The sequence below is a fragment of the Burkholderia sp. Bp9031 genome (assembly GCF_003857965.1).
GTDB lineage: Bacteria > Pseudomonadota > Gammaproteobacteria > Burkholderiales > Burkholderiaceae > Burkholderia > Burkholderia ambifaria_A.
The window spans coordinates 152,992-177,941 of sequence record NZ_QTPW01000005.1 but is presented as its reverse complement, the minus strand read 5'-3'; the positions used below and the strand labels follow the sequence as shown (position 1 = coordinate 177,941).

Below are 24,950 nucleotides of genomic sequence, written 5' to 3'. Positions count from 1 at the left end.
TCAGAACTCCACGCCGCGCTGCGCCTTCACGCCTTGCTCCTTGTACGGATGCTTGACGAGCCGCATTTCGGTGACGAGATCGGCCGCATCGATCAGCGCATCGGGCGCATGCCGCCCGGTGACGACGACGTGCACCGAATCCGGTCGCGCGACGAGCGTCGCGAGCACTTCGTCGAGCGGCAGGTATTCGTACTTCAGCACGGTGTTCAGCTCGTCGAGGATCACCATCCGGTACTCGCCGCTTTCGATCATCCGGCGCGCCTCGTCCCAGCCCTTGCGCGCGGTCGCGATGTCCGCGTCGCGGTTCTGCGTATTCCACGTATAGCCGTCCCCCATCGTCACGAAGTCGCATTGCGCGACCGCACCGAGGAAGTCGCGCTCGGACGTATGCAGCGCGCCCTTGATGAACTGCACGACGCCGAGCCGCATGCCGTGGCCGAGCACGCGCACGGCCATGCCGAACGCAGCCGTGCTCTTGCCCTTGCCGTTGCCGGTGTTGACGATCAGCAGGCCCTTTTCCTGGGTGGCGGCAGCCTGCTTCTTTTCATGGCCGGCGCGGCGGCGTTCAGTCATCCGCTGATGGGATTCGGCATCGGTCTTCATCGGGAATCGTCCTGTCGAAAGCGAAACAAAGGGTTCAGAGCGGGCCGGCGAGCGCAACCGTCACGCCGTCCCGGATGGATTTGGGGCCGAGCAGCCGGCCATTGGGCGCCGCGAGCCGCGCGCACGGCTCGGCCACGCCCGCGACGCCGAAGCGCGCGAGCGCGGCGGCCGACGGGCCGCTCAATAGCGGTTCGGAGCAATGCGCGAGTTGCGCCGCGTCGAACGCGACGAGCGGCCAGCCGCGCCGTGCGCACAGCGTGCGCAGCGGCCGCGCACGCGCCTTGTCGGCGAGCGTCGCGACGACGGCCGGCTCGACGTCCGGGTAACGCGCCAGCGCCGCGCGGATCGCGGCATCGAGTTGGGCGGCCGTCACGCCCGCGCGGAAACCGACGCCGAGCGCGACGCGCATCATGCGCGGCCGCCGAGCGCCGCGCGCACCGCCGGATCGTCGGCGAGCGCCGCGACACGGCCGATCACGACGATCGCGGGCGAACCGATGCCGGTCAGGCCCACGCGTTCGACGATCGTGTCGAGCGTCGCGAGCACGTGCCGCTGCCCGTCACGCGTCGCGTTTTCGATCGCCGCGCACGGCATGTCGCCGGCCAGGCCGCCGTCACGCAGCGCGGTCACGATCGCGTCGAGCCGGCGAATGCCCATGTAGATCACGATCGTCATCCGCGTCGCGGCCAGCGCGCGCCAGTCGGGTTCGTCGGCACCCGCACCGTGGCCCGTGACGAAGATCACGCCCTGCGCGTCGCCGCGATGCGTGACCGGAATGCCGAGCGCGGCCGGCGCGGCGATGCCGGCCGTGATGCCGTTGACGACCTCGACCGGAAAACCGGCCGCGCCGAGCGCGAGCAGTTCCTCGCCGCCGCGGCCGAACACGAACGGATCGCCGCCCTTGAGGCGCGCGACGCTGCGGCCCGCGCGCAGGTGCGCGAGCATCGCGGCGACGATCGTCTCCTGCGGCGTCGATGCATGGCCGCCGCGCTTGCCGACGTGCTCGATGCGTGCGTCGGCGCGCGCGTGGCGCAATACGTCGGGGTTCACGAGATCGTCGACGAGCAGCACGTCGGCCGCGGCGATCGCGCGCACGGCCTTGAGCGTCAGCAGATCGGCGTCGCCGGGGCCGGCGCCGACGAGCCATGCGCGGCTCATCGGACGCGGCACGGCGCGCACCGTGTCGTAGCGGTGGAAAGGGGACAGCGAGCGGCACATCGGCGGCCGGCGGACAGGCAGTGCATGACGGATCGAGCGAAGCCCGCGCGAGCGCGGGCGGAAAGCGCACCCCATCCGTTCCCCGCGGATCGGGCGTTCGGCGAGCCTCGGGCTCGCCCCTTGCGTCGGCCGGTATCCGGGCTGGCCGCTTGCCAGGCCGCAGCCTTCCCACCCGCTGAAGGGCAGTGGCATCGCGGGCGGCCTGGGCGCGTGCGGGGGGGAACCGCGGCGCGCGGGCGGCGTACCGTTGCGGGGACAGCACAGGCCGGGCGGACTTCCGCCTCCTGTTTCCCGTTTAACTGCGTGCGCGGAATGCGCATGCGAGCACCGAACGCGGCGCATACGATAGCACAGCGCCCGGCCCGCGCGAACCCGCCGCGCGGGTGCCGGGATGCGGCCGCGGGCGCGGTGCCGCGGTCATGCCGAAGCCTCCCGCGGCGGCCCGTTGCGCCTTGACGCTCCGCGCACCGCCGCCTACACTCGCACGCGTTTCGGTGCTCGCACGCGCCTCTCCGGCGTGCGCAGTTAAACGGGAAACAGGGAGCCTGCCTGCGCCGCAGTCGAGCCAACCTGTGCTGCCCCCGCAACGGTAAGCGAACGCGTCGCGCGCAAGCGCCACGCAGCGCCGCTTCGCCGCATGCCCGCCGCATGCGGACGACCGCCACTGGATGCCGCGCATCCGGGAAGGCGAAGCGGCGTGTTCGTCAGCCCGGATACCGGCCGAAACGTTGGGGTTCAGCGCCGCGGGGAGGCGGCGCATCGTCCACGGCCGCAGCACGCCCGACGCCCGCGCGTTTCCCGCTTTCCCCGCCGATCCGCCCGCCGCACGCGCGCCGGGCCGGCGCGACGAACGGCAGGCGGCGCGGGCAGGGCCGACGGCGGCCGTGTTGGCATTCACGATGTCGACCGTTCGCAAGGAAGCGTCATGTCCGATTCGTCGTTCCGTCCGTTCTGCAGCCGTCCGTGCGGACTGCACCGCGCCATCCCCGCGATTCGCCAAATGACATGCCGCGCCGCCATCGACGCGACGATCCCGGCCTGATTCCATTTTCGCCACAGGACCTACCATGACCCTACGCAAGCTTCCCGTCACGATCGTCACGGGCTTTCTCGGCAGCGGCAAGACCACGCTGATGCGCCACATCCTGCAGCACGCCGAAGGCCGCCGCATCGCGGTGATCGTCAACGAATTCGGCGAGCTCGGCATCGACGGCGAAATCCTCAAGGGCTGCGGGATCGGCTGCGAGGATGCGGAGGGCGCGCAGGGCGAAGCGTCGGGCCAGCTGTACGAGCTCGCGAACGGCTGCCTGTGCTGCACCGTGCAGGAGGAGTTCTATCCGGTGATGGAAGCGCTCGTCGAGCGCCGCGCCGACATCGATCACGTGCTGATCGAGACGTCGGGCCTCGCGCTGCCGAAGCCGCTCGTGCAGGCCTTCAACTGGCCGACGATCCGCAACAGCTTCACGGTCGACGCGGTCGTGACCGTCGTCGACGGGCCGGCCGCCGCGAGCGGCCAGTTCGCCGAGAACCCGCAGGCCGTCGACGCGCAGCGCCGCGCCGATCCGAACCTCGATCACGAATCGCCGCTGCACGAATTGTTCGCCGATCAGCTGTCGTCCGCCGATCTCGTGATCGTGAACAAGGCCGACCTCGTCGCCGACGCGCAGTTCGCCGAAGTCGAAGCCGCGATCCGCGAGGAAATCCCGCCGCAGGTGAAGATCGTGCGCGCGACGCGCGGCGAACTGGATCTCGCGATGCTGCTCGGGCTCGAGTCGGCATCGGAGGAAACGATCCATCTGCGGCACGACCATCACGGCTCGGCCGACGACGGCGATCACGACCACCATCACGACGATTTCGATTCGGTCGTCGTGTCGGGCGATGCCGGTTCGCGCGAAGCGACGATCGCCGCGCTGCAGCGTGTCGTCGAGGCACATACGATCTATCGCGCGAAAGGCTTCGCGGCGCTGCCCGATGCGCCGATGCGGCTCGTGATCCAGGGCGTCGGCCGCCGCTTCGACAGCTATTTCGACCGTCGCTGGCAGGACGGCGAGCCGCGCACGAGCCGCTTCGTGCTGATCGGCGAGGATCTCGACGCGGCCGCGCTGCAGCGCGCGTTCGACGCCGCGTGCGCGGCGCAAATGCAACAGGCGTAACGCGCGATGCATCTGCTGCGCACCACGCCGGGCGGCTTCGTCGACGATACGCAGGGTGTCGTCCGGATCGACCAGCAGCCGGCCGACATCGTGATCCTGAGCTCGGCCGACACGACGCTGTCGCTGCTGGCCAGCGTCGTGCCGAAGCTGCCGGCCGGCTTTCCGAGCGTGCGGCTTGCGAACGTCACGTTCCTGCGGCAGCCGGCGTCGGTCGATTTCTATGTCGACGACGTGCTGCGTCACGCGAAGACGGTCGTGATCGATCACCTCGGCGGCGAAGCATACTGGCCGTACGGGATCGAACAGGCCGTGTCGCTCGCGTCGAAACGCAAGCAGCAGCTCGCGATGTTCTCGGGCGACCTGCAGGAAGACCCGAACCTCGTCGCGAAGAGCACGGTCGCGCCCGACCTGTGCCGGCTGTGGTGGCGCTACCTGCGCGAAGGCGGGATGCACAATGCCGAAGCGTTGCTGCGCAGCATCGCGTTCCATACGCTCGGCTTCGGCGACGAACCCGAGCAGCCGCGCCCGCTGCCGGCCGCCGCGCTGTATCACCCGGCGCGCGACCCGGCGAGCGTCGACGACTGGCAAGCGCGCTGGACGCCCGGTGCGCCCGTCGTCGCGATCCTGTTCTATCGCGCGCACTGGCAGGCCGCGAACACGGCCGTGTTCGACGCGCTGGCCGATGCGCTCGTGCGCGAAGGGCTCAATCCGCTGCCGATCGCGGTCACGTCGCTGAAGGACGCGGTGAGCCGCGAGGTCATCACGCAGCTCTGCGACACGCACGGCGTCGCGCTCGTGCTGAACACCACGGCCTTCGCGGCCGGCGCGATCGACAGCGCCGAGCCCAACGTGCTCGCCGGCGACGCGCCCGTGCTGCAGGTGATCCTGTCCGGCGGCAACCGCGACGCATGGGTGGCCGACAATCAGGGGCTGCACGCGCGCGACATCGCGATGCACATCGCGCTGCCCGAGGTCGACGGGCGCATCGTCACGCGCGCGGTGAGCTTCAAGGGGCTCGCGTATCGTTGCCCGCACACTGAAGTCGACGTCGTGCGCTACCAGCCGGACGCCGAACGAATCGCGTTCGTCGCGGCGCTCGCGCGCGGCTGGTGCCGGCTGCGCACGCTCGACAATGCCGACAAGCGCATCGCGCTGATCCTCGCGAACTATCCGCAAAGCGAAGGGCGGATCGGCAACGGCGTCGGGCTCGATACGCCGGCGTCCGCGCTGCGCGTGCTGTCGACGCTGCGCGACGCGGGCTATGCCGTGGCCGACCTGCCGACCGACGGCGACGCGCTGATCGCGCGACTCACCGAAGGCGTGACCAACGACCCGGCCGTGCGCGCGTTGCGCCCCGCGTTCCAGAGTTTCGCGCTGGCCGACTACATCGCGCATTTCGCGCGGCTGCCGGCTGGCGTGCGCGACGCGCTGAACGAACGCTGGGGCCCGCCCGAAGCCGACCCGACGCTGCGCCAGGGCCGCTTCACAATCGCCGGCTGGCGCGCGGGCAACGTGTTCGTCGGCATCCAGCCGTCGCGTTCGCGCGGCGAGAACGACTATGCGAGCTACCACGACGCGGACCTCGTGCCGCCGCACGCGTACCTCGCGTTCTATTTCTGGCTGCGCGATGCGTTCGCCATCGACGCGGTCATCCACCTCGGCAAGCACGGCAACCTCGAATGGCTGCCGGGCAAGAGCGTCGCACTGTCCGACGCGTGCTGGCCCGACCTGACCCTCGGACCGCTGCCGCACCTGTATCCGTTCATCGTCAACGATCCGGGCGAGGGCAGCCAGGCGAAGCGACGCGCGCAGGCGGTGATCGTCGATCACTTGATGCCGCCGCTCACGCGCGCGGAGAACTACGGCCCGCTGCAGGATCTCGAACGGCAGGTCGACGAGTACTACGAAGCACTGATGGTCGATGCGCGGCGCGCGAAGCTGCTGCGCAAGACGATCCTCGCGACGATCGCCGAACACCGGCTGCATGACGAGCTGAGCGTGTCGCCGCCGCGCGACGCGGGCGCCGAGGATGCGCTGCTGACGCGCGTCGATGCGTGGCTGTGCGAACTGAAGGAAGCGCAGATTCGCGACGGGCTGCACGTGTTCGGCGCGTCGCCGGCCGACCGTCAGCGGCGCGATACGCTGCTCGCGCTCGCACGCTTTCCGGTCGGCGACGGCAAGGGCGAACGCGCGGGACTGATTGCCGCGCTCGCGCGCGACCTCGCGCTCGGCGACGCGTTCGATCCGCTCGCAGCCGACTGGGCCGCGCCGTGGACGGGCCCGCGGCCCGCCGTTCTGCAGTCGCTCGACGAATCGCCGTGGCGCCATGCGGGCGATACGCGCGAGCGGCTCGAGCGGCTCGCGCAGCAGTGGCTGGACGGGCTGTGCGCGCACGCCGGCGTCGATCCCGGCATCGACACCACGCCACCCGGCGACTGGCCGCACACGCTCGCGGTGATCGAACGCGTGCGCTCGACGCTGATGCCCGCGCTCGACGCGTGCGGCGGCGAGGAGCTGCGCCAGCTGCTGCGCGGGCTCGACGGCCGCTTCGTGCCGCCCGGGCCGAGCGGCTCGCCGTCGCGCGGCCGGCCCGACGTGCTGCCGACGGGCCGCAACTTCTATTCGGTCGATACGCGCGCGGTGCCGACGCAGGCCGCGTGGTCGCTCGGGCTGAAATCCGCGCAGCAACTGATCGAGCGCCATCTGCAGGATCACGGCGACTATCCGCGCGCGATCGGGCTGTCGGTCTGGGGGACGGCCACGATGCGCACCGGCGGCGACGATATCGCGCAGGCGTTCGCGCTCATCGGCGTACGGCCGAAATGGGCGCACGGCAGCCATCGCGTGACCGACTTCGAGATCCTGCCGATCGAGATCTTCGACCGGCCGCGCATCGACGTGACGCTGCGCGTGTCGGGCTTCTTCCGCGATGCGTTCCCGAACCTGATGCACTTGTTCGACGCGGCCGTGCAGGCCGTCGCCGCACTCGACGAGCCCGAGGAACTCAACCCGATCCGCGCGCGCATCGAGCGCGAACGCGCGAAATGGATCGAGCAGGGCGTGGCACCCGACGAAGCGCGGCGCCGGGCCGGCTGGCGCGTGTTCGGCGCGCGGCCGGGCAGCTACGGCGCGGGCCTGCAGGACCTGATCGACCAGCGCCGCTGGCAGACCGACGCCGACCTCGCCGACGCATATCGCCGCTGGGGCGGCCATGCATACGCGCAGAACAGCGCGGGCGACGCCGCCCCCGACGTGTTCGGCGAGCGGCTCGCGACGATCGACGTCGTCGTGCAGAACCAGGACAGCCGCGAACACGACATCCTCGACTCGAACGACTACTACCAGTTCCAGGGCGGGATGACGGCGGCCGTGCGCCACCTGTCCGGGCAACAGCCGAGCATCTACCACGGCGACCATGCGAACCCGGTCGCGCCGAAGATGCGCACGCTGCGCGAGGAGATCGCGCGCGTGATCCGCTCGCGCGTCGTCAACCCGAAATGGCTCGACGGCGTGAAGCGTCACGGCTACAAGGGCGCGGCCGAAATGGCCGCGACCGTCGACTACCTGTACGGCTATGACGCGACCGCGCGCGTGCTGTCGGACCACCAGTACGCGCTCGTCGCCGACGCGTACCTGTTCGACGACGCTACCCGCGCGTTCCTCGAACGGCACAACCCGAAGGCGCTGCACGGCATCTGCGAACGCTTCGTCGAAGCGATGCAGCGCGGACTGTGGCAGCAGCCGGGCGACTATCGCGAGCGGATCGAAGCGGTCTGGCTCGACAGCGAACAACTCCAGGAAGGGGGGCGGCGATGACCGATCCGACGACGCACCGCGCACGCACGGTGTTCCCGTTCGCGGCGCTGGTCGCGCAGCAACCGCTGCAGCAGGCGCTGCTGCTCGCGGCGATCGATCCGTCGCTCGGCGGCGTGCTCGTCAGCGGGCCGCGCGGCACCGCGAAATCGACCGCCGCGCGGGCGCTCGCGGAATTGCTGCCCGAAGGCGAATTCGTCACGCTGCCGCTGTCGGCGAGCGACGAGCAGGTCACGGGCACGCTCGATCTCGCGCATGCGCTCGCCGAAAACGGCGTGCGCTTCCGGCCGGGCCTGCTCGCCCGCGCGCATCGCGGCGTGCTGTACGTCGACGAGGTGAACCTGCTCGCCGACGGGCTCGTCGATACGCTGCTCGACGTCGCCGCGAGCGGCGTGAACGTGGTCGAGCGCGATGGCGTGTCGCACGCGCACGATGCACGCTTCGTGCTGGTGGGCACGATGAATCCCGAGGAAGGCGAACTGCGTCCGCAACTGCTCGACCGCTTCGGGCTGATGGTCGAGCTCGAGAACTGTTTCGACGCCGCGCAGCGCGAGCAGATCGTGAAGGCGCGTCTTGCGTTCGATCTCGATCCGCACGCGTTTCGCGAGCGTCATGCGGCGGCGCAGCGCGCACTCGGCGACCGGATTCACGCGGCACGGGCACGGCTGTCGACGCGGGATTTCGACGATGCGGTTCACGCACGCGTCAGCGCGCTGTGCATCGACGCGGCCGTCGACGGCCTGCGCGCCGACCTCGTGATGCTGCGCGCCGCGCGCGCGCTCGCGGCGCTGGAGCAGGCCGACGCGGTGACGGTATCGCACGTCGAGCGCGTGGCCGACGCGGTGCTGCGGCATCGGCGCCACGCGGGTACGCCGCCGCCGTCGGGCGCGTCGCCATCGAGCGGCGACCGTGATGCCCCTTCGCCGCCGGACACGCGCCGGCAGCCCGGCAATCAACCGGACGGGGCACGCAACGATGCGACGGCATCGCAAGGCGACTGGGGCTACCTGCCGCCCGAGCCGGCCGGACTGCGCGACGTGAAAGGCGTGGTGCCGCTGCCGTTAAAAAAACGCTGAGCCATCGAGCCGACGCCGCCGCGAACGTCGTTCGCGGTCCTCGATGGCAGCCAGGCGCCGCCGCGCGCGTGCCGGGGACGGCGCGTGCCGGCACGGCCGTCGCGTGGCCGGCGACGCTCGCCGCGAAGCGCGGCGAGCCGCTGCACGCCGGCCATCTGCGTTTTCGCAAGCAGGCCGGCACACCGCGCGCACTTCATTGCTTCGTGCTCGACTGTTCGGCGTCGATGCTGTCGCATGAACGGCTCGCGCTCGCGAAAGGCTTGATCGTCGCGTACTTCGACCAGGCCGCGCGCGACCGCGTGGAAACCGCGCTGATCTGCTTCGGCGGCGACGGCGCCGCGCGGCGTTTCGGCCCGGCCGTGCCGCGCTGGTGGAATGCACGCTGGCTCGAACCGGTGGACGGTGGTGGCGGCACGCCGCTCGCGGACGGCATCGCGGCCGCCGCGCAATTGCTCGCGCGCGCTGCACGGCGTGCGCCGGACAAGCAGCGCTGGCTGTGGGTGCTGTCCGACGGCCGCACGCGCGAAACGCCGCCGAAACCGGCGGTTGCCGATCACGTCGTGTTCGTCGATTTCGACGACGCAGCCGTGCGGATCGGGCAGGGCGGGCGGCTCGCCGATGCATGGGGCGCGCAATGGACGACGGCCGCGGCGCTGTGCCACGGACCGATCGGCTGATCCGGCAATCCGGCAATCGTCCGCGCGGGACGATCGCCGACGCTGCGCTATGATCGCCGTTTCTGCTCACCGGAATGTCTGCCATGCAAGTACTCGTCGATGCCGACGCGTGTCCCGCCGTCGTCAAGGACATGCTGTTTCGCGCCGCGCGTCGTGCCGAGATCTGCGTAACGCTGGTCGCGAACCAGTTCCTGCGCACGCCGCCGTCGCCGTTCATCAAGGCGCTGCAGGTGCCGGCCGGTTTCGACGTGGCCGATGCGCGGATCGTCGAGCTCGCACAAGCCGGCGATCTCGTGATCACCGCCGACATCCCGCTGGCCGCGGCCGTCCTCGACAAGGGCGCGCATGCGCTCGACCCGCGCGGCAACTGGTTCAGCCGCGAGAACATCGAGGAACGCCTGTCGACGCGCGCGATGATGGATCAGCTACGCAGCGCGGGCATCGACACGGGCGGGCCGGCGCCGTTCAGCGCGCGCGACGGCAAGGCGTTCGCCTCGCAGCTCGACCGGTTCCTGGCACGCAACGGCAAGCCCTGACGCAGCGGGCGACAGTGTCGTCGGGCGTGTGATGCGTCACCGGTTTCGCGTCGAATCGCAGGCTACGGCAGAATACGGATTCGCCCCGACATGGAGATCGTGGCGCGAACGAACCCTCGGAGGGCATGGATGTCACCGACCCAACTTCTCGTTCCGACGTTGACCCAGATGCTGCGCGCGCAATCCGCGTGGCTCGACAAGGCCGTGTCGCACCGGCAGGCCGCCGGCGACGCACCCGATGCGGTGCTGGCGCTGAAACTCGCGCCCGACATGTACCCGCTCGCCGCCCAGGTGCGGTTCTCGTGCTTCCAGGCGATGGAACCCGTCTACCGGCTGCGCGGCGAACCGCTGCCGGCCGCGCTGCTGGCGCTGCGGGAAGCCGGCTGGCATGCCGATGCACAGCCCGGCACGCTGAGCGACGCGCAAGGGATCCTCTCCGGCACGATCGCATTCCTCGGCGAACTCTCGCCCGACGCGCTCGATGGCGGCGCCGCGCTGCCGATCGCACTCGAGCTGCCGAACGGCATCGCGTTCGACATGACCGGCGAGCAGTACGTGCGCGACTGGGCGCTGCCGCAGTTCTACTTTCACTCGATCGCCGCGTACGCGATCCTGCGCCATTACGGCGTCGAGCTCGGCAAGGCCGACTATGTGCCGCACATGCTGGCGTACGTGCGGCCCGGCACGATTCCGCAGGGCTGACCGGATGACAGGACGAGCCGGCCGCGGCGCTCCGGCATGACGCGGGCGCTCTTCATCTGCAGCCGCAACCGGCTGCGCAGCCCGACGGCCGAAGCGGTATTCGCCGCGTGGCCGGGCGTCGAAACCGACTCCGCGGGCCTCGCGCCGGACGCGGACACGCGTTTGTCCGCGGAGCAGATCGAATGGGCCGAGATCGTGTTCGTGATGGAACGCGCACACAAGGCGAGGCTGTCTGCACAGTTCGGCGCGCGCCTGAAGCACAAGAAAGTCATCTGCCTCGACATTCCCGACCGCTACGCATACATGCAGCCCGAACTGGTCGCGCTGCTCGAACGCAAGGCCGGACCGTTGCTGCGCGCGTGAGTGGCGCAGGTCGATTCAACGCGAACGAAGCGATCCGTCCGTGAGTGCCGAAAAACGGTCGAGATGCAGCAGTTCGATGATCTTGCGCGTCGGCACGCTGGCACGCAGCGTCTCGAGGCGTTCGACGTCGAACCACTTGCAGCGCGCAATCTCGTTGCTCGCGCGCGGGGTCAGGTGTTTCGGCACGTCGGCCACGAACACGTGATGGAGTTTCGTGAGGCCGCCGAACTGCACCGCATAGTCGAGCGCGAGCCCCTCGAGCCGCGTTTCCTCCGCCAGCTCCCGCTGCGCGGCCTCGAGCGGTGTCTCGCCGCGCCGGATCGTGCCGCCCGGCAGCGACCAGCGCGCCGCGGTACGGGCGACCAGCAGCACGCTGCTGCGCTGGCGGCACACGATCGTGGCGCGCTCCTTGATGCTGTCGATGGTATCCGGCACGGTATTCATGTTCGGCAAAACAGGTGCTGAATCGTGGAGGGAAAGGCACGTCGACCGGCGTTGCCGGCCTGTTGCCCGGTCGTCGGGCACGATGGCATGCAAGCCGCCGCGCCGATCATACCGGTCGTTCGTGACAGTTCCGTGCGTCACCGCGCGTCACGCGTGCGTGTAGATCCCCGTGCGGGCGGGCTTTCCGGAACGTCCGTGGCGCCGTTTGTGGACGGCCCGCCGGTGATGCGGCGGCGTCACATGCGGGCGCACGGGCGCCGGCCGCGCCGTTGGCGCGGCGGCACGCGGCTGTAATTGTCCCTCGCCAAAATGGAAGGTCTGGGTTTGTGCGCTGGCGACGCCCAACGTCGACGCCAGCACGAGGGCCGCGAGCAGCATGCGTTTCATGAAATCTCCCACTTTCTTCGGATGAGTGCCGGTCGCCAGCTTAGCGAACCGCGGCCCGGTGCCGCAACCGGCTCGCGTTCGGTGTCGTTCCCACTTGCGGACGGCCGCTCTTCGCCCAGCCGTCGACGCACGTCCGGCTTGACAATAAAATTCTCGAGTGTGAATATAAATTCACACACAAGAATTATCCTTCAAGCCAAGGAAACCGCGCCATCGTAGTCGGCGCAGCGGAACCGGCGATCCGATCAACCGGAAGCAGGAGCGAGACGCATGGCGGAGCTGGAGCAGCAGGGCGCGTTGGCGGGGTTGCGCATCATCGATCTGTCGCGGGTGCTGGGCGGCCCGTACGCGACGCAGATCCTCGCCGACCACGGCGCGGAGGTAATCAAGGTCGAACCGCCGTCGGGCGACGAGACGCGCACGTGGGGCCCGCCGTTCGACGGCGACACCGCGTCGTATTTCCTCGGCGTGAACCGCAACAAGCTCGGCATCGCGCTCGACCTGACGAAGCCGGACGATCGCGAGCGACTGCTCGGCCTGCTCGAGCACGCGGATGCGCTGGTCGAGAACTTCAAGGTCGGCACGATGGAACGCTGGGGGCTCGGCTTCGACGCGCTGCATGCGCGCTTCCCGCGCCTCGTCCATTGCCGTGTGTCGGGCTTCGGCGCGGACGGCCCGCTCGGCGGGCTGCCCGGCTACGACGCGGCCGTGCAGGCGCTGGCCGGGCTGATGAGCGTCAACGGTGAAGCAGGGGGCGCACCGCTGCGCGTCGGCGTGCCGATCGTCGATCTCGTCACCGGGCTGAACGCGGCGCTCGGCGTGCTGATGGCGCTGCGCGAACGCGATGCGAGCGGGCGTGGCCAGTTCGTCGAATCGACGCTGTTCGACTGTGCGCTGTCGATCCTGCATCCGCATACGCCGAATTTCTTCCATTCCGGGAAGGCGCCGGTGCGCACCGGTAACGCGCATCCGAACATCACGCCGTACGACAGCTTTCCGACCGCGAGCGTCGACATCTTTCTCGCGGTCGGCAACAACGGGCAGTTCGCCGCGCTCTGCGACGTGCTCGGCACGCGCGACTGGCCCGACGATCCGCGCTTCGCCGACAACCGCGCGCGCAGTACGAACCGCGCCGCGTTGCGCGCGCTGCTCGAAACGGCGCTGGCCGCTCACGACGGTGCGGCGCTCGCCGAGCAGTTGATGCGCCGCGGCGTGCCGTGCGCGCCCGTGCTCGGGCTCGACGCGGCGCTCGACCATCCGCACGTCGCGCATCGGCGGATGAAGGTCGAACTGGGCCGGCATCGCGGCATCGCGTCGCCGATCAAGCTCGGCCGCACGCCGGCCACGTACCGGCGGCCGCCGCCCGCGCTGAACGAACATGCGGCGCAGGTGTTCGCCGACGCAGGACCGGACGACGGCAGCACGCACGGCAACTGACACGCATCGCGGCCAGCGGCCGTGCAACGGCGCCCGACGCCGCTGCACGACCGCACGCCGCTTCGGACATCACGCCGCGTCGCGCCCGACGCGCGCCGGCGCCAGAGGAGACACATCATGCTCGCATGGATCGGCGCGATCGCGATCGTCGCGCTGTTCGGCCTGATCATCACGAAGCGGCTGTCGCCGCTCGTCGCATTGATCGTCGTGCCGGTGGCCGCGTCGCTCGCGGCCGGCTTCGGACTCTCGACCGGCAAGTTCATCGTGCACGGCGTGCAGAACATCGGCCCGATCGCCGGAATGTTCGTTTTTGCGATTCTATTTTTCGGAATCCTCACCGACGCGGGGATGCTCGACCCGATCATCGCGTGCGTGCTGCGCGTGATCGGCTGCCATCCGCCGCGCATCGTGATGGGCTCGGCGCTGCTCGCGCTGCTGATCCATCTGGACGGCTCGGGCGCCGTCACGTTTCTCGTCACGCTGCCCGCGATGATGCCGCTCTATACGCGGCTCGGGATGGACCGGCGGATCCTCGCGTGCGTCGCGTCGATGGCGGCCGGCGTCAACTTCCTGCCGTGGGTGGGACCGATGCTGCGCGCGTCGGCGGCGCTGCACATTCCCGGCTCGGCGATCTTCACGCCGATGCTTCCCGTGCAGATCGTCGGGCTCGTGTTCGTGTTCGGCACCGCGTACGTACTGGGCGTGCGCGAGGCAAAACGGCTCGGGCTCGATCGCGCCGGCGCCGCGTCGCTCGCGATCGCGCCGCGCGAGCTGACCGACGCGGAACGCGCGCTGCGCCGGCCCGCGCGCTTCCGGATCAACCTGGTGCTGACGCTCGTCGTGCTCGGCACGCTGGTGTCGGGCATCGTCGACCCGATGGTGATGTTCATGCTCGGCACGGTCGCCGCGCTCGTCATCAACTATCCGGACGTGCAGGCGCAGCGCGAGCGGATCGACGCGCATGCGAAGGCCGCGCTGATGATGGCGAGCGTGCTGCTCGCGGCGGGCGCGTTCACCGGGATCATGTCCGGCACGGGGATGCTGAAGGCGATGGCCGAGGTCGTCGTCGCGCACGTGCCGGTCGAGCATGCGCGCCACATGCCGTTCGTGCTCGGCCTGCTGTCGATGCCGCTCAGCCTGCTGTTCGATCCCGATTCGTTCTATTTCGGCGTGCTGCCGGTGCTCGCGGAAAGCGCGAAGCTGCTCGGCGTGCCGCCGATCCAGATGGCGCAGGCCGCGCTGCTCGGCCAGATGACGACAGGTTTCCCGGTCAGTCCGCTCACGCCCGCGACGTTCCTGATCGTCGGCTTGACCGGCGTCGAGCTGGCCGAGCACCAGAAGTTCACGATTCCGTTCCTGTTCGCCGCCACCGTGCTGATGGTCTTCGCTGCGGTCGCGACGGGCGTGTTTCCGTTGTGAGCGTCCGCGTATCCGGCGCGTCGCGCCGGCCTCCACCGAGGAGGCACACACCGGCCCGACGTTACCCCGAAAGCGGCGCGGCCGCCCACGTTTTCCTGGAGAGCAATCCATGCAGTTCGACCTGACCGACGACCAGCGCGCGATCGAAAGCGCGATCGAGAAAATCTGCGAACGCTTCGGCGACGACTACTGGCTCGAACGCGATCGCGCGGGCGGGTTTCCGTCCGACTTTCACGCGGCGCTCGCCGAAGCCGGCTGGCTCGGCATCGCGATGGACCCGGCCCACGGCGGCGCCGGGCTCGGGATGACCGAGGCCGCCCTGATGATGCGCACGATCAGCGCGTCGGGTGCCGGCCTGTCGGGCGCATCGGCCGTGCACATGAACATCTTCGGGCTGAACCCCGTGCAGGTGTTCGGCAACGATGCGCAAAAGGCGCGCTTCCTGCCGTCGCTGATCGCCGGGCGCGACAAGGCCTGCTTCGCGGTGACCGAGCCCGACGCCGGCCTCGACACGACGCACCTGGGCACGCAGGCGCGCCGCGACGGCGACCATTACGTACTGAGCGGGCGCAAGATCTGGATCTCGACCGCGCAGGTCGCGAACAAGATGCTGATCATCGCGCGCACGACGCCGCTCGACCAGGTCGCGAAGCCGACCGACGGGCTGAGCCTGTTCTACACCGACCTCGACCGGTCGCGCGTCGAAGTGCGAGAGATCGAAAAGATGGGCCGCAAGGCCGTCGATTCGAACATGCTGTTCATCGACAACCTGCGCGTGCCGCGCGACGACCTGATCGGCAACGAGGGCGACGGCTTTCGCTACCTGCTGCACGGGCTGAACCCCGAGCGGATCCTGATCGCCGCCGAGGCGATCGGTCTCGGGCAGGCCGCGCTGCGGCGCGCGACGCAGTATGCGTGCGAGCGCGTCGTGTTCGGCCGGCCGATCGGGCAGAACCAGTCGATCCAGCATCCGCTCGCGCAGGCGTGGATGCAGCTCGAGGCCGCGTGGCTGATGGTGATGAAGGCGGCGACACGCTACGACGCGGGGCAGCCGTGCGGGGCCGAGGCGAACGCCGCGAAGTACCTCGGCGCGGAAGCCGCGTTCCAGGCGTGCCAGACGGCGATCGCGACGCACGGCGGGATGGGCTATGCGAAGGAATACCATGTCGAGCGCTACCTGCGCGAGTGTATGATTCCGAGGCTCGCGCCCGTGAGTCCGCAACTGATTCTGTGCTACATCGCGGAGAAGGTGCTCGGGCTGCCGAAGTCGTACTGACCGTAGCGACCCGGCGGCCGGCCCGGCGCGTGGCTTCCCGTTCCGAATCAAGCGCTCGCCATGGACGTCAAACTCGTTGCCCGCACGCTCGACCTGTTCGAGCTGTTCGCCGCCGAACGGCGGCCGCTGCCGCTCACCGAACTCGCGCGCCTGCTCAATGTGCCGGCGTCGAGCTGCCTGGCGATGGCGCGCACGCTCGTGAGCCGCGGCTATCTGTACGAAGTGCGCAAGCGCGGTGGGTACTACCCGACGCGGCGCCTGCAGACGCTCGCCGCCGCGATCGACGCGACCGATCCCGTCGTCGACATCGTGCATCCGCAGCTCGTCGCGCTGCGCGACGCGAGCCGCGAGACGGCCGTGCTCGGCAAGATCCAGGGCGCGTCGGTCACGTATCTCGACGTCGTCGAATCCGAGCAGGCGATCCGCTATACGCGCCAGCCGGGCGAGCTGCGCCCGCTGCATGCGAATTCGATCGGCAAGGCGATCTTCGCGGAACTCGCGAGCGATGCGCAGCAGGCGCTCGGCGCGCAGCTGTCGTTCGAACGCTTCACCGATGCGACGGTGGCCGACCTGCCGGCGCTCGTCGCGCAAGCCTCACGGTTTCGCGAACTCGGCTGGGCCGAGAACTTCGGCGAGAGCGCGCCCGAGCTGTCGGCGATCGCGGTCGCGCTGACGCTCGACGGCGACTGGTACGGGCTGTCGGTCGTCGGCCCGACCGAGCGGATCCGCCAGCATCGCGACACGCATGCGGCGCTGCTGGTCGACGCGAAGGCGCGGCTGCTGGCCGAGCAGGGGCGCGGCTGACGTAGCCACCTGCCGCGCTGCCTGCTGCCCTCGGGTACTCAGGTACTCGGGTGCGCGAGCCGTCAGCGATACCAGCGCGGCGTATACACCCATTCGCGCCCGTCGCCGATCGTGAAACGTCGCGTCGTCGACGAACCGACGATCACCATCGTGCGCATGTCCACCTGGTCGCTGCGCAGCGCGCCGAGGGTCGTCGTTGCGAGTGTCGCGCCAGGCCGGCCGATATCGCGGCCGAGCACGACGACCGTATCGGCCGCGCGATGCGCGCGCACGGCGTCGAGCGCACGATCGAGCTGCCACGGCCGCGCACGCGAGATCGGGTTGTAGAACGCCATCACGAGATCGGCTTGCGCCGCATGCCGCAGGCGCGTCTCGATCACATCCCATGGCTTCAGGTTGTCCGACAGCGAGATCGCGCAGAAATCGTGGCCGAGCGGCGCACCGGCCTGCGCGGCGGTCGCGAGCGATGCCGATACGCCGGGTTCGACGCGCAGCTCGACCGCCGCCCATTGCGGATCGCGCGCTTCGTCGAGTGCCTCGAGCACGGCCGCGGCCATCGCGAACACGCCCGGGTCGCCCGACGACACGACCGCGACGCGCCGGCCTTCGGCCGCCAGTTCGAACGCATGGCGCGCGCGCTGCATTTCTTCGCGATTGTCGGTGCCGTGCACGCGCTGGTCCGCGCGGAACGGGCCGGCCATCGTCACGTAGGTCGTATAGCCGAGGATGTCGGTGGCTTCCGCGAGTGCGGTGCGCGCAGCCGGCGTAAGCCATGCGGCATCGCCCGGGCCGAGGCCGAGCACCGTCAGGCGGCCCCGCGCACGGCCGAGCGTCGCGGGATCGACCGGCTGCGCGGCAACCGCGCAGGCGAAGCCGTCGGACGTTGTGCGCAACGTGTGCGCCACGCGCAACGCATTGCCGAGCACGGCCGCCGCATCGGTGTCGCCGCCGGCAACATCCGCGAAGCGCAGCGGCACGCCCAGCGTGTGCGCCGCCGCTTCGACCCGTGCCTCGCCGAGCATCGTCGCCGGTGCGACGAGCGCGGCGAGCGCCAGCCGCGCGAGGCCTTGCGCGTCCAGCAGCGCATCGATGCGTTCGGCGAGCGGGGGCGCCGCGTCGGCCTGCACACCGCGCGCATCGATGCCGACCACCACGCTGCGCGGATGGATCACGAGTTCGTCGCGCGCGCCGCGCCACGCATCGGGCGTCACGCGGATCGCATGCGCTGCCGCGTCGTCGCGCGGCAGCGCGACGTCGTCGAGCCACGGTGCCGCGCCGTCGATGCGCGTGGCCGCGCCCGCGAGCAGGTCCGACACGAAGCGCTTGCCTTGCTGGAGATCGGCGAGCGCGTAGCCGTCGGGTGGATTGAGCACGCATGCGCCGAAGCGCAGCTCGCCGCTCGTCGTGATCGCCGGTGCGACGCCGAGGCATTCGGCGATTTCGCGCGCGATCACGTTGACGCCCGTCAATCCGCCGAGCAGCGGCACGACGGCCGAGCCGTCTTCCGCGACTGCCAGCACGGGCGGCTCGACACCCTTGTCGGCCAGCGCCGGCGCGACGCAACGGATCACGATGCCGGCCGCGCACAGCGCGACGATCGGCAGGCCGCGCGCGTAAAGCTCGCGCAGGTGTGTGCCGAGCTCGTCGAACGGCACGTCGGCCTCGACGCGCGACGCGAGCCCGTGCACGAGCGCCCCCGGATAACGCGCCTGGATGCGTCGCGCGGTTTCGAGCGCGCCCGCGCCGAGAATCACGATCGCGGGCGGAGTCGTCATCCTTGCCATTTTTCCCCCGGTACGACGAGCAGCGAGAAATACGGCGATGCCATCGGGTCGACCTCGTCGAGCGGCACGATGCGCTGGGTCGCCATCGTCGCGCGCTCGACGTACAGCGCGCGCTTCGCGAGCCCGAGTGCGTCGAGCACGCGCCGCACCTTGTCGAAGTTGCGGCCGAGCTTCATCACGACGGCCGCGTCGGCCTGTGCGAGCCGCGCGCGCAGTTCGTCCTCAGGCAGCACGCCGGACAGCACCGACAGGCTCTGGTTGCGATAGACGAGCGGCTGGCCGAGCACGGCCGTGCCGCCGAGCATCGCGCACACGCCCGGGATCACTTCGGTGTCGTAGCGCGGCGCGAGGCGATCGTGCAGGTACATGTACGACCCGTAGAAGAACGGATCGCCTTCGCAGATCACCGCGACGTCGCGCCCGGCGTCGAGATGCGCCGCGACGATCTCGGCGGCCGTGTCGTAGAAGTCGGCGATCACCGTCTCGTAGCAGAGCGGCGGCGGCAGCGCCTCGGTCGTCACCGGATAGACGAGCGGCAGCTGCGTCTGCGCATCGAGCAGGTGCGCTTCGACGATCCCGTACGCATTGCCTTTCTTGCCTTTCGCGACGAAATACGCGACCACCGGCGCGGCCTGCAGCACGCGAAGCGCCTTGATCGTCATCAGCTCAGGGTCGCCGGGGCCGACGCCGACCCCGAACAGGCGTCCGCGCGGGGCCGTCATTCAGCCTCCGTCGCGAGTGCGTTGACCGCGGCGGCGGCCATCGCGCTGCCGCCGCGCCGGCCGAGCAGCGCGACGTACGGCACGCCGCGGCTGTCCGCGTCGAGCATCGCCTTCGATTCGGCCGCACCGATGAAGCCGACCGGAAAGCCGAGGATCAGCGCGGGGCGCGGCGCACCGGCGTCGATCATGTCGAGCAGGTGGAACAGCGCGGTCGGCGCATTGCCGATCACGACGACGCTGCCGGCCAGGTGCGGGCGCCACAGTTCGAGCGCGGCGGCCGAGCGCGTGTTGCCGAGATGCCGCGCGAGGTCGGGCACGGCCGGTTCGCCGAGCGTGCAGATCACGCGATTGCCGGCCGGCAGCCGCGCGCGCGTGATGCCTTCGGCGACCATCTTCGCGTCGCAGAGAATCGGCGCGCCGGCCGCGAGCGCGGTGCGGCCCGCCGTGCCGGCGCCGGCCGAAAAGCGCAGGTCGTAGACGACATCGACCATCCCGCACGCGTGGATCACGCGCACCGCGAGTTTCTCGAGATCGGGCGGAACCTGCGACAGGTCGGCCTCGGCGCGGATCGTCGCGAACGACTGGCGGTAGATTTCCTGCCCGTCGCGAATATAGTCAAGCATCGGTGGTGTCCTGGCTGTGCCGCGCGCCCGTCAGTCGGGCCGCGGCCTGGTCAATCGTCAGATGGCGCGCGAGCGGGGCGCCGAGGCCCGCGGCGGCGTCGCGCCGGTAAAGGTCGTAGCGTGCGGGCGCGACCGCGACGAGCGTGTGCGTCGCGGGATGCGGCAGCGCGCAGTGGCGCTCGCAGCCGGTCAGGTGCACGTCGACCGGATGGCCGACGCGCGCGGCCAGCGCGAGCGCATCGTGTTTCGTATCGGCACGCGACTTCGCGCAGCCCGCGCTGCCGGTGCAGGCAACCAGCGCCGCCAGCGGGTCGGATGCCGTGCATACCAGGCCGAGCGACGCGAGCGCATCGAGCACGGCCGGCGCGCGCTCATGCCGTATGCCATGCACGAACACGCCTTGCCATGGGGTCATCGACAGCGTGCCGTCGCCTTCGGCTTCGGTCAGTGCCGCGAGTCGCTCCAGTTGCGTCGCGTCGAGCCGGCCGAGCACGCACTGCGCGCCGACGCTGCAGTACGCCGCGTCGAGCGACGGCCGTGCGCCGAAGCGCAGCGCGGCATCCGCGGGCATGCGCCGCCAGCCGGCCAGTGCCGGATCGGCCTCGAGCGGGAAGGGTACGTAGTGCTGCGCGCGCGCGCGCAACGCGCGTTCGCCGCCGGTCGCGAGCCATGCGCGCATCCGCGTGACGTCGGCCGGCGCAAGATCGAGGAACGCGAGCAGCAACGCACGCACGAGCGCGACGGCCTGGTCCGGCGCCACGTCGAACGACGCGGGCGAATCGTCGGACGAGACCGGCGGACAGCCGGCCAGGCCCGCGGCGATGCGGACCGCGCCGTCGCCGCGGCGCCGCGCGGCGAGCCAGATGTCGTGCGGATGATCGAGCGCCGCGACCGATTCGCCGCCGTCGAGCTGGATCGAGAATTTCGGCGACAGCTCGCCGCGGCGCGGCGCGTGCGTCAGCATGTCGAGCAACGGAAGCGCGAGTGCGCGGCTGTCGAGCAGCGCGGCAGGATCGAGCCCGGCGAGCGGGCTGAGCATCACATTGCGGACGTCGTCGCTCGCGGCGAGCGCGGCCGTATCGGCGGTGGCGTCCGCAGTTGCATCGACGGGTGGGCCGAGACCCGCGTCGAGCAACGCACGCGTCAGCGCGTCGGCCGCGCCGTCGCGAATGCCGCGCAGCTGGAGATTCGCGCGATTGGTTGCGTCGATCGTGCCGGAGCCGTACACGCGCGCGGCGGCGGCGATCGCGCGCGCCTGGCGGGCCTCGAGCCGGCCGCCCGGCAGCTTGATCCGGCACAGTCCGCCGTCGGCGGCCGCGACGACGCGCACGAGCCCCGGGCAAGCCGACGGGCGCACGACGGGTGACGCAGGAATCGAAACGGGGGCGGAACTCACGGGATACCGGGACAGTGTCGCGCCGCGGCCAACGCATCGGTACACCCCGCCCGACGCCGACTGGCACGCACGCACTTTCAGGCCGGCAGGTCTCCTGGCTGACAGGTCGGCGCCGGCTCCCGGCCTTCCCGGTGAAACCAGTGGCATGAGGGGGAGATCGGCTCGCTGTCTACAGTTGCGGGGGCAGCCACAGCGGCGCGAGGCGCGCCCTGTGTTCCCTCTTCGGCCCCGAAGGGCACCGGCGAACGAACGGCCGTAGGATACCCGATTTCACGGTCGCTTCGCGACCGCCGGGCGCGTGCCGCGATCGCAGCGAAACGCGGCCCGGCGCCGGTGGGTCAGCAGATGAAACGCGCGGTGGAACACGGTACCATGCCGACTTTCGCAACGCGGACGGTCGCGCCGGCGCCTTCTCGGCCGCCGTGCGGCGACTCGATGAAATCGGACGATGGGGAAGGGTGCATGACGGCGTGGCTGACGGTAGTGGGCATCGGCGACGACGGCTACGCGGGGCTCGGACGCAGCGCGCGGCGCGCGCTGCTCGAGGCGACGCGGGTCGTCGGCGCGAAGCGGCACCTCGACATGCTGCCCGCGCGGCTGCCGGCCGCACGCGAAGCGTGGCCGTCGCCGTTCGACCTGTCGGGCCTGCTCGCGCGGCGCGGCACGCCCGTCTGCGTGCTCGCCAGCGGCGACCCGATGCTGTTCGGCGTGGGCGCCACGCTCGCGCGCGAACTCTCCCCCGACGAATGGCGCGTGCTGCCCGCCCCGTCGTCGCTGTCGCTGGCGGCCGCGCGGCTCGGCTGGCCACTGCAGGACGTCGGCGCGGTGTCGCTCGTCGGCCGGCCGCTCGCGACGCTCGCGCGCCACCTGCTGCCGGGCCGGCGCCTGTTCGTGCTGAGCGCCGACGGCCGCACGCCGGCCACGGTGGCCGCCGAACTCGCCGCGCGCGGCTTCGGTCCCACGCGCATCAGCGTGTTCGAGCACCTCGGCGGCCCGCTCGAGCGGCGTCTCGACGGCCTCGCGCAAGACTGGCACATCGCCGAAACCGCCGCGCTCAATCTCGTCGCGCTCGACTGCCGGGCCGGCCCCGATGCGCCGCGCCGCGCGCTCACGCCCGGCCTGCCCGACGACGCGTATCGCCACGACGGCCAGCTCACCAAGCGCGACATGCGCGCGCTGACGCTCGGGCGCCTCGCGCCCGCGCCCGGCGAACTGCTGTGGGACGTCGGCGCGGGCAGCGGCTCGATCGGCATCGAATGGATGCGCGCGCATCCGTCGTGCCAGGCGATCGCGATCGAGTCGCATGCCGAACGGCAGCGCTTCATCGAGCACAACCGCGACGCGCTCGGCGTACCGGGCCTGCAACTCGTCGCGGGGCGCGCGCCCGATGCGCTCGCGGGGCTCGCCGCACCCGATGCGATCTTCATCGGCGGCGGCGCGACCGCACCCGGCGTGCTCGATGCGTGCTGGTCGGCGCTGAAGCCCGGCGGCCGGCTCGTCGCGAACGCGGTCACGCTGCAGGGCGAACTGGCGCTCGCCGCGTGGCGCGATGCGCATGGCGGCACGCTCACGCGCGTGTCGCTCGCGCACGCCGAGCCGCTCGGCCGCTTCGATACGTGGCGGCAGCCGTTGCCGGTTACGCTGTACGACGTGCGCAAACCCGATTCAACGGCAACGGCATTCACGGACCTCGCGTGATGCGCGACGAAACCCCCGAACAACCGGCACCGCTGCGCTTCGGCTATACGACCGGCAGTTGCGCGACCGCGACGTCGCTCGCCGCCGCGCGCCTGCTGCTCGCGGGTCGCGCGGACGATGCGGTCGAGATCGTGTTGCCGAAGGGGCAGCGCGTGATGATGCGGCTCGAATTCTGCCGGGCCACGGCCGACGGTGCGGAAGCCGGCACTGTCAAGGACGCCGGTGACGATCCGGACGTCACGCACGGCGCGCTGATCTTCGCGCGCGTTGCGCTGTCCGCCGCGCCCGGCGTGCGCTTTCATGCGGGGCCGGGCGTCGGCACGGTCACGCGCGCGGGGCTCACGCTGGCGGTCGGCGAACCGGCGATCAATCCGGTGCCGCGCCAGATGATGACCACGCACCTCGACGCGCTCGCGGCCGAACACGGCTATGCAGGCGGCTTCGACGTGACGATCGGCGTCGAGGGCGGCGAGGCGCTCGCGCTGAAGACGATGAACCCGCGGCTGGGCATCGTCGGCGGATTGTCGATCCTCGGCACGACCGGCATCGTGCGGCCGTTCTCGTGCTCGGCGTACATCGCGTCGATTCATCAGGGTATCGACGTCGCCCGCGCGAACGGGATCGCGCACATCGCCGCGTGCACCGGCAACGCGAGCGAGGACGCGATGCGCGCGCACTACGGCCTGCCCGACATGGCGCTGATCGAAATGGGCGACTTTGCCGGCGCGGTGCTCAAGCACCTGCGCCGCGCGCCGATCGCACGGCTGTCGATGTGCGGCGGCTTCGGCAAGCTCAGCAAGCTCGCGGCCGGCCATCTCGACCTGCACAGCCGGCATTCGAGCATCGACCTGCCGCTGCTCGCGCAGTGGGCGGCCGAGGCCGGCGCGAACGAGGCGCTGCAGGCCGCGATGCGCGCGTCGAACACCAGCCAGGAAGCGCTGAAGCTCGCGAACGCCAGCGGCGTGCCGCTCGGCGACATCGTCTGCGCGCACGCGCTGCGGGTCGCGCGCGACATCGTGCCGGCCTCGGTCGCGGTCGAGATGTTCGCGATCGACCGGCAGGGCCGCTTCGTCGGGAGTGCACGATGAGCGCGCGCATCCTGCTGCTCGGCGGCACCGGCGACGCGCTGAAGATCGCACGCGCGCTCGGCCCGCGACACGTCTATAGCCTCGCGGGCCTCGGCAAGGTGCCCGACGACCTGCGCTGCGACGTTCGCGTTGGCGGCTTCGGCGGCGCTGCCGGGCTTGCCGCGTATCTGCGCAGCGCCGGCATCGGCCTCGTGATCGACGCGACGCATCCGTATGCCGCACAAATCAGTGCAAATGCCGCGGCCGCGGCGCGTGAAGCGGGCGTGCCGCTGTGGGCGCTGCGCCGTGCGCCGTGGGCGCCCGGGCACGGCGACGACTGGCGGATGGTCGACGACTGGGCCGGCATCGAGGCGGCGCTCGCGCCATTCCGGCGGCCGCTGTTCACGCTCGGCCGCGAACCGCTCGCGCATCTCGACGAGATCCCGCCGCACCAGTTCTGGCTGGTGCGCTGCCTCGATGCGCACCCCGGCAACGTGCGCGCGCAGATCGTCGCGACGCGCGGACCGTTCACGCTCGACGGCGAACGCGCGCTGTTCGCCCTCGCGGGTATCGACGTCGTCGTCAGCAAGAACAGCGGCGGCGCCGCTACCGAGGCCAAGCTCGACGTCGCACGCGAACGCAGGCTGCCGGTCGTGATGCTGAAAAGGCCGCCGCTGCCCGACGCCGACCGCGCATTCGACTCGGCCGCCGTGCTGCTCGACGCGCTCGACCCGGCCGCGCGCACGTGA

Annotated in this window: 23 protein-coding genes and 3 riboswitches; of the genes, 14 read left to right on the top strand and 9 right to left on the bottom strand. The window is 70.8% G+C overall.

All coding sequences use genetic code 11. The features are described 5' to 3' along the window. The 3 genes from cobO to cobA are packed head-to-tail and all read right to left on the bottom strand — an operon-like array spanning position 1 to position 1,821. Complete coding sequence (gene cobO, locus DIE15_RS09140; RefSeq protein WP_057924460.1) at positions 1-603, bottom strand: cob(I)yrinic acid a,c-diamide adenosyltransferase; 603 nt, start codon at positions 601-603, stop codon at positions 1-3. A gap of 34 nt (positions 604-637) precedes the next feature. Next, on the bottom strand, positions 638-1,015 hold the full coding sequence (locus tag DIE15_RS09135; protein WP_124833021.1) for a cobalamin biosynthesis protein: 378 nt from the start codon (positions 1,013-1,015) through the stop codon (positions 638-640). Beyond that, positions 1,012-1,821 carry a uroporphyrinogen-III C-methyltransferase gene (cobA, locus tag DIE15_RS09130; protein WP_173938478.1) on the bottom strand — a complete coding sequence of 270 codons (810 nt, stop codon included), beginning with the start codon at positions 1,819-1,821 and terminating at the stop codon, positions 1,012-1,014. The genes DIE15_RS09135 and cobA overlap by 4 nt, the downstream gene beginning before the upstream one ends. 109 nt (positions 1,822-1,930) lie before the next feature. After that, positions 1,931-2,168: riboswitch (cobalamin riboswitch) on the bottom strand. A gap of 128 nt (positions 2,169-2,296) precedes the next feature. Beyond that, positions 2,297-2,561: riboswitch (cobalamin riboswitch) on the top strand. Positions 2,562-2,888: 327 nt separating this feature from the next. Here cobA and cobW point away from each other — a divergent pair. From cobW to DIE15_RS09095, 7 genes are all read left to right on the top strand, one after another. Beyond that, complete coding sequence (gene cobW / locus DIE15_RS09125) at positions 2,889-3,977, top strand: cobalamin biosynthesis protein CobW (protein ID WP_124833020.1); 1,089 nt, start codon at positions 2,889-2,891, stop codon at positions 3,975-3,977. Positions 3,978-3,983: 6 nt separating this feature from the next. Continuing rightward, positions 3,984-7,793, top strand: a complete 3,810-nt coding sequence (gene cobN, locus DIE15_RS09120; RefSeq protein ID WP_124833019.1) for a cobaltochelatase subunit CobN — start codon at positions 3,984-3,986, stop codon at positions 7,791-7,793. After that, complete coding sequence (locus DIE15_RS09115) at positions 7,790-8,866, top strand: ATP-binding protein (RefSeq protein WP_124833018.1); 1,077 nt, start codon at positions 7,790-7,792, stop codon at positions 8,864-8,866. The genes cobN and DIE15_RS09115 overlap by 4 nt, the downstream gene beginning before the upstream one ends. Before the next feature lie 68 nt (positions 8,867-8,934). Further along, a complete protein-coding gene (locus tag DIE15_RS09110; protein WP_057924466.1) occupies positions 8,935-9,543 on the top strand; it encodes a VWA domain-containing protein in 609 nt (202 codons plus the stop codon). 83 nt (positions 9,544-9,626) lie between these two features. Beyond that, a complete protein-coding gene (locus DIE15_RS09105; protein WP_057924467.1) occupies positions 9,627-10,079 on the top strand; it encodes a YaiI/YqxD family protein in 453 nt (150 codons plus the stop codon). 129 nt (positions 10,080-10,208) lie between these two features. Next, a complete protein-coding gene (locus DIE15_RS09100; protein ID WP_124833017.1) occupies positions 10,209-10,781 on the top strand; it encodes a DUF1993 family protein in 573 nt (190 codons plus the stop codon). 36 nt (positions 10,782-10,817) lie between these two features. Beyond that, positions 10,818-11,144: a low molecular weight protein tyrosine phosphatase family protein gene (locus tag DIE15_RS09095; RefSeq protein WP_057924469.1), complete on the top strand. Its 327-nt coding sequence runs from the start codon at positions 10,818-10,820 to the stop codon at positions 11,142-11,144. 15 nt (positions 11,145-11,159) lie between these two features. Here DIE15_RS09095 and DIE15_RS09090 read toward each other — a convergent pair whose 3' ends face one another. Continuing rightward, positions 11,160-11,588, bottom strand: coding sequence for an NUDIX hydrolase (locus tag DIE15_RS09090; RefSeq protein WP_057924470.1), 429 nt, complete (start codon positions 11,586-11,588; stop codon positions 11,160-11,162). Positions 11,589-11,735: 147 nt separating this feature from the next. Then, positions 11,736-11,975, bottom strand: coding sequence for a hypothetical protein (locus DIE15_RS09085; RefSeq protein ID WP_124833016.1), 240 nt, complete (start codon positions 11,973-11,975; stop codon positions 11,736-11,738). Positions 11,976-12,245: 270 nt separating this feature from the next. On the opposite strand from DIE15_RS09085, the gene DIE15_RS09080 reads away from it, so the two are divergent. From DIE15_RS09080 to DIE15_RS09065, 4 genes are all read left to right on the top strand, one after another. After that, positions 12,246-13,412: a CaiB/BaiF CoA-transferase family protein gene (locus tag DIE15_RS09080; protein ID WP_057924471.1), complete on the top strand. Its 1,167-nt coding sequence runs from the start codon at positions 12,246-12,248 to the stop codon at positions 13,410-13,412. A 117-nt stretch (positions 13,413-13,529) separates the two neighbouring features. Then, the gene (locus DIE15_RS09075; RefSeq protein WP_124833015.1) at positions 13,530-14,831 is read left to right on the top strand and encodes a CitMHS family transporter; all 1,302 of its coding nucleotides are present in this window, start codon (positions 13,530-13,532) and stop codon (positions 14,829-14,831) included. A 109-nt stretch (positions 14,832-14,940) separates the two neighbouring features. Continuing rightward, positions 14,941-16,107 carry an acyl-CoA dehydrogenase family protein gene (locus DIE15_RS09070; protein WP_124833014.1) on the top strand — a complete coding sequence of 389 codons (1,167 nt, stop codon included), beginning with the start codon at positions 14,941-14,943 and terminating at the stop codon, positions 16,105-16,107. A 60-nt stretch (positions 16,108-16,167) separates the two neighbouring features. Further along, positions 16,168-16,911: an IclR family transcriptional regulator gene (locus DIE15_RS09065; RefSeq protein ID WP_124833013.1), complete on the top strand. Its 744-nt coding sequence runs from the start codon at positions 16,168-16,170 to the stop codon at positions 16,909-16,911. Between the two features lie 62 nt (positions 16,912-16,973). On the opposite strand, the gene cobJ is transcribed toward DIE15_RS09065, so the two are convergent. From cobJ to cobG, 4 genes are read right to left on the bottom strand one after another with little or no spacing between them, the layout of a single operon-like run. Further along, the gene (gene cobJ / locus DIE15_RS09060; protein WP_057924475.1) at positions 16,974-18,686 is read right to left on the bottom strand and encodes a precorrin-3B C(17)-methyltransferase; all 1,713 of its coding nucleotides are present in this window, start codon (positions 18,684-18,686) and stop codon (positions 16,974-16,976) included. Further along, positions 18,683-19,417 (bottom strand): precorrin-2 C(20)-methyltransferase, encoded by a 735-nt coding sequence (locus DIE15_RS09055; RefSeq protein WP_124833012.1) that lies wholly within the window; start codon positions 19,415-19,417, stop codon positions 18,683-18,685. Before DIE15_RS09055 ends, cobJ begins: the two co-directional genes overlap by 4 nt. Then, on the bottom strand, positions 19,414-20,040 hold the full coding sequence (locus DIE15_RS09050; RefSeq protein WP_057924477.1) for a precorrin-8X methylmutase: 627 nt from the start codon (positions 20,038-20,040) through the stop codon (positions 19,414-19,416). The genes DIE15_RS09055 and DIE15_RS09050 overlap by 4 nt, the downstream gene beginning before the upstream one ends. Next, the gene (gene cobG / locus DIE15_RS09045; protein WP_311771970.1) at positions 20,033-21,397 is read right to left on the bottom strand and encodes a precorrin-3B synthase; all 1,365 of its coding nucleotides are present in this window, start codon (positions 21,395-21,397) and stop codon (positions 20,033-20,035) included. Before cobG ends, DIE15_RS09050 begins: the two co-directional genes overlap by 8 nt. Positions 21,398-21,502: 105 nt before the next feature. After that, positions 21,503-21,694: riboswitch (cobalamin riboswitch) on the bottom strand. 204 nt (positions 21,695-21,898) lie between these two features. Here cobG and DIE15_RS09040 point away from each other — a divergent pair. Genes DIE15_RS09040 through DIE15_RS09030 form a run of 3 tightly spaced genes read left to right on the top strand, consistent with a single transcriptional unit; the run spans position 21,899 to position 24,950 of the window. After that, positions 21,899-23,134 (top strand): bifunctional cobalt-precorrin-7 (C(5))-methyltransferase/cobalt-precorrin-6B (C(15))-methyltransferase, encoded by a 1,236-nt coding sequence (locus DIE15_RS09040; protein ID WP_057924478.1) that lies wholly within the window; start codon positions 21,899-21,901, stop codon positions 23,132-23,134. After that, positions 23,134-24,222 carry a cobalt-precorrin-5B (C(1))-methyltransferase gene (locus DIE15_RS09035; protein ID WP_124833010.1) on the top strand — a complete coding sequence of 363 codons (1,089 nt, stop codon included), beginning with the start codon at positions 23,134-23,136 and terminating at the stop codon, positions 24,220-24,222. Before DIE15_RS09040 ends, DIE15_RS09035 begins: the two co-directional genes overlap by 1 nt. Next, a complete protein-coding gene (locus DIE15_RS09030) occupies positions 24,219-24,950 on the top strand; it encodes a cobalt-precorrin-6A reductase (protein ID WP_124833009.1) in 732 nt (243 codons plus the stop codon). The genes DIE15_RS09035 and DIE15_RS09030 overlap by 4 nt, the downstream gene beginning before the upstream one ends.

Bases quoted from the DNA above. Each gene is read 5' to 3' on its own strand.
- DIE15_RS09070 (WP_124833014.1), top strand. From the start codon at position 14,941: ATGCAGTTCGACCTGACCGACGACCAGCGCGCGATCGAAAGCGCGATC.
- DIE15_RS09050 (WP_057924477.1), bottom strand. From the start codon at position 20,040: ATGCTTGACTATATTCGCGACGGGCAGGAAATCTACCGCCAGTCGTTC.
- DIE15_RS09035 (WP_124833010.1), top strand. From the start codon at position 23,134: ATGCGCGACGAAACCCCCGAACAACCGGCACCGCTGCGCTTCGGCTAT.
- cobN (WP_124833019.1), top strand. From the start codon at position 3,984: ATGCATCTGCTGCGCACCACGCCGGGCGGCTTCGTCGACGATACGCAG.
- cobO (WP_057924460.1), bottom strand. From the start codon at position 603: ATGAAGACCGATGCCGAATCCCATCAGCGGATGACTGAACGCCGCCGC.
- DIE15_RS09065 (WP_124833013.1), top strand. From the start codon at position 16,168: ATGGACGTCAAACTCGTTGCCCGCACGCTCGACCTGTTCGAGCTGTTC.
- DIE15_RS09030 (WP_124833009.1), top strand. From the start codon at position 24,219: ATGAGCGCGCGCATCCTGCTGCTCGGCGGCACCGGCGACGCGCTGAAG.
- DIE15_RS09095 (WP_057924469.1), top strand. From the start codon at position 10,818: ATGACGCGGGCGCTCTTCATCTGCAGCCGCAACCGGCTGCGCAGCCCG.
- DIE15_RS09135 (WP_124833021.1), bottom strand. From the start codon at position 1,015: ATGATGCGCGTCGCGCTCGGCGTCGGTTTCCGCGCGGGCGTGACGGCC.
- cobA (WP_173938478.1), bottom strand. From the start codon at position 1,821: ATGTGCCGCTCGCTGTCCCCTTTCCACCGCTACGACACGGTGCGCGCC.
- DIE15_RS09090 (WP_057924470.1), bottom strand. From the start codon at position 11,588: ATGAATACCGTGCCGGATACCATCGACAGCATCAAGGAGCGCGCCACG.
- cobW (WP_124833020.1), top strand. From the start codon at position 2,889: ATGACCCTACGCAAGCTTCCCGTCACGATCGTCACGGGCTTTCTCGGC.
- DIE15_RS09080 (WP_057924471.1), top strand. From the start codon at position 12,246: ATGGCGGAGCTGGAGCAGCAGGGCGCGTTGGCGGGGTTGCGCATCATC.
- DIE15_RS09040 (WP_057924478.1), top strand. From the start codon at position 21,899: ATGACGGCGTGGCTGACGGTAGTGGGCATCGGCGACGACGGCTACGCG.
- cobJ (WP_057924475.1), bottom strand. From the start codon at position 18,686: ATGACGACTCCGCCCGCGATCGTGATTCTCGGCGCGGGCGCGCTCGAA.
- DIE15_RS09115 (WP_124833018.1), top strand. From the start codon at position 7,790: ATGACCGATCCGACGACGCACCGCGCACGCACGGTGTTCCCGTTCGCG.
- DIE15_RS09105 (WP_057924467.1), top strand. From the start codon at position 9,627: ATGCAAGTACTCGTCGATGCCGACGCGTGTCCCGCCGTCGTCAAGGAC.
- DIE15_RS09100 (WP_124833017.1), top strand. From the start codon at position 10,209: ATGTCACCGACCCAACTTCTCGTTCCGACGTTGACCCAGATGCTGCGC.
- DIE15_RS09055 (WP_124833012.1), bottom strand. From the start codon at position 19,417: ATGACGGCCCCGCGCGGACGCCTGTTCGGGGTCGGCGTCGGCCCCGGC.
- DIE15_RS09075 (WP_124833015.1), top strand. From the start codon at position 13,530: ATGCTCGCATGGATCGGCGCGATCGCGATCGTCGCGCTGTTCGGCCTG.
- DIE15_RS09085 (WP_124833016.1), bottom strand. From the start codon at position 11,975: ATGAAACGCATGCTGCTCGCGGCCCTCGTGCTGGCGTCGACGTTGGGC.